We start from the raw sequence: 4,836 nt of genomic DNA, 5'->3' as shown, positions 1-4,836 counted from the left end.
CCATGGACGCAGAGTCAAAAGGAATTAAATGATGCCCAGCGCGGTCATCGCGTCGGCGACCTGGATGAAGCCGGCGATGTTGGCGCCCAGCACATAGTTGCCGGGGGCGCCGTACTCGTCGGCGGTGACCAGGCAGCGGTGGTGGATGCTCTGCATGATCGCGGCCAGGCGCTGCTCGGTGTACTCGAAGCTCCACGAGTCGCGCGACGCGTTCTGCTGCATCTCCAGTGCGCTGGTGGCCACACCACCGGCGTTGGCCGCCTTGCCCGGGGCCACCGTCACACCGGCGTCACCGAACAACTTGACGGCCTCCGGGGTACACGGCATGTTGGCGCCCTCGGCGACGATCTTGCAGCCGTTTTTGGCCAGCGTGGCGGCGTGGTTGCCGTCCAGCTCGTTCTGGGTGGCCGAAGGAAGCGCGATCTGGCAGGGCACGTCCCAGATGGAGCCGTCGCTGACGAACTGCGTCGCCCCGCCGCGGGCCTTGGCGTAGGCCTCGATCCGCTCGCGCTTGACCTCTTTGATCTCCTTGAGCAGCTCCAGGTCGATGCCCTTTTCATCGACGATGTAGCCGCTGGAGTCCGAAGCGGCCACCACGGTGCCCCCGAGCTGGTGGATCTTCTCGATGGCGTAGATCGCCACGTTGCCCGAGCCGGACACCACGGCCCGCTTGCCCTCGAAGGAGTCCTTGGAGGTCTTGAGGATTTCGTCGGCGAAGAACACCGCGCCGTACCCGGTCGCCTCGGTGCGGACCTGCGACCCGCCCCAGCTCAGGCCCTTGCCGGTCAGCACGCCCGACTCGTAGCGGTTGGTGATGCGCTTGTACTGGCCGAACAGGTAGCCGATCTCACGACCGCCCACGCCGATGTCACCGGCCGGCACGTCGGTGTACTCGCCCAGGTGGCGGTAGAGCTCGGTCATGAAGGACTGGCAGAACCGCATGATCTCGTTGTCGGAGCGGCCCTTGGGGTCGAAGTCCGACCCGCCCTTGCCGCCGCCGATGGGCAGGCCGGTCAGGGAGTTCTTGAAGATCTGCTCGAAACCGAGGAACTTGATGATGCCCAGGTACACCGAGGGGTGGAACCGCAGGCCGCCCTTGAAGGGGCCCAAGGCCGAGTTGAATTCCACCCGGAAACCGCGGTTGATCTGCACGTCGCCCTTGTCGTCCAGCCACGGCACCCGGAAGATGATCTGGCGCTCGGGCTCGCACATCCGCCGGATGACGGCGCGGTCTACGTACTCGGGGTGCTTGGTCACCACCGGGCCGAGGCTGCTGAGCACCTCGAAAACGGCCTGGTGGAACTCGGCCTCACCGGGGTTGCGCCGGAGCACCTCTTCGTAGATGTCGTGCAGCTTCGGATTCAGTTCGGTCATATTGGATGATCTCTTCCTCGCGTGTCGCAGTCAGCGGCCACAGGCTAGCGGCCAGAATCGCTAACGCCGAATCCTGGCCGTTACATCGTTGTTAAATCATTAACATTTGCGGGGCGCCGGTTAACCTAAGTTGGCGGACTAGGGGCGGAGCACTTCGATGGCGATGTCGCGGCGGGACCCGATTACCGCAGCGTCCGATGGAGCGCTACCCGCCGCTGACCTCGCCGAGATGGCGATCTTCGCCGGATGCTCCGCGGCTGATCTGGCTCCGCTGGCCGCCGGATTGCGTCCCCTGCAGGCACCCATCGGTGCCGAACTGATGCGGCAAGGCGAGCAGGCGCTGTCATTCCTCCTGATCTCATCGGGATCAGCCCAGGTCAAGCATATCGGCGACGACGGTGCCGTGGTAGTCAACGAGGTGGCGGCCGGCATGGTGGTCGGGGAGATCGCGCTGCTGCGCAAGGGCCTGCGAACCGCCACTGTCACCACCTCGACGCCGCTGACCGGCTGGATCGGCGACGAGCAGGCCTTCCACGCGATGGTGCATGTGCCCGAGGTCATGGGACGGCTGGTGCGCATCGCGCGCCAGCGCTTGGCCGCCTACCTCACCGCAGTGCCGATCCGGGCTCGTGACGGCACCGAACTGTTGCTGCGGCCGGTGCTGCCCGGCGACAGCGCGCGAACCGTGACGGGCCATGTCGAGTTCTCCGGCGAGACGCTCTACCGGCGGTTCCAGACCACCCGGATACCGAACCCGGCGCTGATGCACTACCTGTTCGAGGTCGACTACGTCGATCACTTCGTCTGGGTGATCACTGAACTCGACGGCTCGTTCGTCGCCGACGGTCGGTTCGTCCGCGATCCGGAGAATCCGACGTTCGCCGAGATCGCCTTCATCGTCGGCGACAGTTACCAGGGCCGCGGCATCGGTACCTATCTGATGGGAGCGGTGGCCGTGATCGCGCGGCTCGAAGGCATTGAGAAGTTCACCGCGCGGGTCCTGTCGGAGAATGCGCCCATGCGCGCCATCCTCGATCATCTGGGCGCCTACTGGGAGCGCGACGATCCGGGCGTCGTCACCACCGTGCTCGATGTGCCTGGCGAGGAGCAGTTGCCGTTCGGCCGCGCGATCGCCGATCAGATCAAAGAGGTTGGCCGCCAAGCGATCCAAGCTGTGGGGTAACCGCTGCCAACGCCGCAGGTCGCGTTGGGTAAATTGGCTGCGATGTTGACCCTTCGCGCGGTACTGGCCATCGGCTGCGTCTGTTTGCTTGCCGCTTGCAGCTCCAGCCCCGCCGAGGTGTCCGCCGACATCGGCAAGGTAGTCGAGCTCAGGTCGTCATTCGGCCCGGAATTCGAGGCCAAGGCCGTCCCACGCACCGGGATCGACCCCAAGCTGCTGGCGGGCACCGCGTTGCCCTCGGGCCTGACCTTCGATCCCGCCGACTGCTCGAAGTTCGCCATAAGCCAGCAGCTGCCGCAGGGTGTGCAGGGCAACATGGCCGCCGTTGCCGCCGAAGGCCAGGGCAACCGGTTCATCACCATCGCCCTGGAGACCTCCGAGCCGGTTTCAGTCAATGAGCCGGGCCGCACCTGCCGGCGGATCGGCTTCTCCGGGGGTGCGATGCGCGGCTTGATCGAGACCGTCGACGTGCCGCACATCGACGGGGTGAAGACCCTGGGTGTGCACCGGGTGATCGAAGCCGTCGCCGGGGGCAAGCCCCGCGTCGGTGAGCTGTACAACTACTCGGCCTACTTCGGGCCCTACCAGGTGCTGGTCACCGCCAACTCGCTGGTGCGGCCGGGCGAGCCCATCGCCCCGGTAGACACCGCCCGTGCCCGCGAGCTGTTGGTGGCCGCGGTCGACGCGATCCGGAACTAGCGCGTTCGCTCAGCGCACGCCGCGCGGGCGGAACTGAATGCTGATCCGCGGGCCGGTGGGCGTGGCCGTCTTGGGAATGGAGTGCTCCCAGGTCCGCTGGCACGAGCCGCCCATCACCACCAGGTCGCCGTGGTGTTGCGCCAAGCGCAGGGCCGCGCCGCCCCCGCGTGGGCGCAGGGCCAGCGTGCGGGTGGCGCCGACGCTGACGATCGCGACCATGGTGTCCTGGCTGGCGCCGCGGCCGAGGGTGTCGCCGTGCCAGGCCACGCTGTCGCCGCCGTGGCGGTAGAGGCACAGCCCCGCCGTGGTGAACGGCTCGCCGAGTTCCCCGGCGTAGATGTCGTTCAACCGGCGGCGCAGCTTGGCGATCACCGGGTGCGGCGCTTCGCCGGTCGCCAGGTCGTGGAAGCTCACCAATCTCGGGACATCGAGCACCCGGTCATACATCCGGCGGCGTTCGGCCCGCCACGGAATCACCGACTGCAGCTCGCTGACCAGTTCGCTGCTTTCCTCCGAGAGCCAGCCCGGCCGAACGTCGAGCCAGGCGCCCTCACCGAGTTGTCGGCGTTCGCTGAGGTCGAACAGCGACTCCTGTACCGGTATCGCCACGCCCGCAGTTTATCGCACACCCGTTCGATTCGTCGAGATTGCGTCTACGGCTGTTCGCGGCCCGATTTCACGACCCAGTACGCAATCTCAACGGCTGGCCGCGGCGGGCGAACGCCTCCGACAGCCGATGCAGGATGAAACTCTGGCTATGTTCGGCCACCACCTGCAGGTCTATCCACCCCTGGCCGTAGAGCAGCTCAGCACGCCCGATGCCGTGGACGTACTGCGCTCGATCCGTGCTGTGGTGTTTGCCCTCGTAATCCAGGCCGATCTTCGTCTCGTCGTACCCCATGTCGATGAAGGCGTTGTTGAAGCCATCGCTCACCCGGATCTGTGTCCTGGGCCGCGGAAGCCCCGCGTCGATGAGCAGAAGCCGCAGCCAGGTCTCTCTGGGCGATTCGCCGCCGGGGTCCATCAGGTCGAGTGCACGTATTGCCCGACGCAATCCGCGCGCCTTGCGATGCCGCTCGATCAGCACCAGGACGTCGCGAGCCTGAACACCGGTGGCACGGCTCAACGAATCGAGGTGCCGCACGGCCAGGTCGCGGGGTAGATGCCGGCCGAGGTCCAGCGCCGTACGCGCCGGACTGGTCACCAGCATCCCGTCGACGTCGACCAGCTCGTCGGCGTTGATGCGTTCGTTGCGCACGATGATTCCCGTCGGTGGCCGGCCGTTGCGCCAGATCATCTCGATCGGCGTAGCCGCGTCGATCCACCGGGCGCCGTGCAGTGCCGCCGCGGCACGGCCCGCGATCACGCCCCTGCGCCCCGACCACAGCCAGGCGCCCACGGTACGGGCGCGCAATGTCGGTGACGCCTCCTTTGGCAGGTAGACGTCGGGGAAGAGCGCGGAGTAGTTCCACCGCAGGGTGCCGCGAGTGAGGCCGCCGGCGAGCGCCTCGGTTCCTTTGAACACCTCCAACATGGGTCGATGGTGGTGAGGAGCACCGACATCTAGTGTCCTGAGTCAT

5 protein-coding genes are annotated in these 4,836 nt (G+C 66.7%); 2 read left to right on the top strand and 3 right to left on the bottom strand.

Annotated elements, in window-relative coordinates; translation table 11 throughout:
- Positions 1-24 precede the first annotated feature (24 nt).
- A complete protein-coding gene (gene gdhA, locus N416_RS0120865; RefSeq protein ID WP_024444031.1) occupies positions 25-1,374 on the bottom strand; it encodes an NADP-specific glutamate dehydrogenase in 1,350 nt (449 codons plus the stop codon).
- Between the two features lie 157 nt (positions 1,375-1,531).
- Here gdhA and N416_RS0120860 point away from each other — a divergent pair, with 157 nt between their 5' ends.
- Together N416_RS0120860 and N416_RS0120855 are read left to right on the top strand one after the other, a co-directional pair.
- Positions 1,532-2,557, top strand: coding sequence for a GNAT family N-acetyltransferase (locus tag N416_RS0120860; RefSeq protein ID WP_024444030.1), 1,026 nt, complete (start codon positions 1,532-1,534; stop codon positions 2,555-2,557).
- A gap of 42 nt (positions 2,558-2,599) precedes the next feature.
- On the top strand, positions 2,600-3,256 hold the full coding sequence (locus tag N416_RS0120855; RefSeq protein ID WP_024444029.1) for a DUF5642 family protein: 657 nt from the start codon (positions 2,600-2,602) through the stop codon (positions 3,254-3,256).
- A 9-nt stretch (positions 3,257-3,265) separates the two neighbouring features.
- Here the strand turns inward: N416_RS0120855 and N416_RS0120850 are convergent, their stop codons facing one another.
- Both N416_RS0120850 and N416_RS0120845 read right to left on the bottom strand, forming a co-directional pair.
- On the bottom strand, positions 3,266-3,865 hold the full coding sequence (locus N416_RS0120850; RefSeq protein WP_024444028.1) for an alpha-ketoglutarate-dependent dioxygenase AlkB: 600 nt from the start codon (positions 3,863-3,865) through the stop codon (positions 3,266-3,268).
- 67 nt (positions 3,866-3,932) lie between these two features.
- Entirely contained in the window at positions 3,933-4,790 is an 858-nt protein-coding gene (locus tag N416_RS0120845; protein ID WP_024444027.1) for a hypothetical protein, read from the bottom strand.
- Positions 4,791-4,836 lie beyond the last annotated feature (46 nt).

It is taken from the genome of Mycobacterium sp. UM_WGJ, assembly GCF_000455125.1.
Lineage (GTDB): Bacteria > Actinomycetota > Actinomycetes > Mycobacteriales > Mycobacteriaceae > Mycobacterium.
The sequence above is the reverse complement of the archived record's forward strand: the minus strand, read 5'-3'. Positions and strand labels throughout refer to the sequence as shown.

What these genes read in the sequence shown, in the direction of transcription:
- N416_RS0120855 (WP_024444029.1), top strand. Translation starts at nt 2,600, where the DNA reads ATGTTGACCCTTCGCGCGGTACTGGCCATCGGCTGCGTCTGTTTGCTT.
- N416_RS0120860 (WP_024444030.1), top strand. Translation starts at nt 1,532, where the DNA reads ATGGCGATGTCGCGGCGGGACCCGATTACCGCAGCGTCCGATGGAGCG.
- N416_RS0120845 (WP_024444027.1), bottom strand. Translation starts at nt 4,790, where the DNA reads ATGTTGGAGGTGTTCAAAGGAACCGAGGCGCTCGCCGGCGGCCTCACT.
- gdhA (WP_024444031.1), bottom strand. Translation starts at nt 1,374, where the DNA reads ATGACCGAACTGAATCCGAAGCTGCACGACATCTACGAAGAGGTGCTC.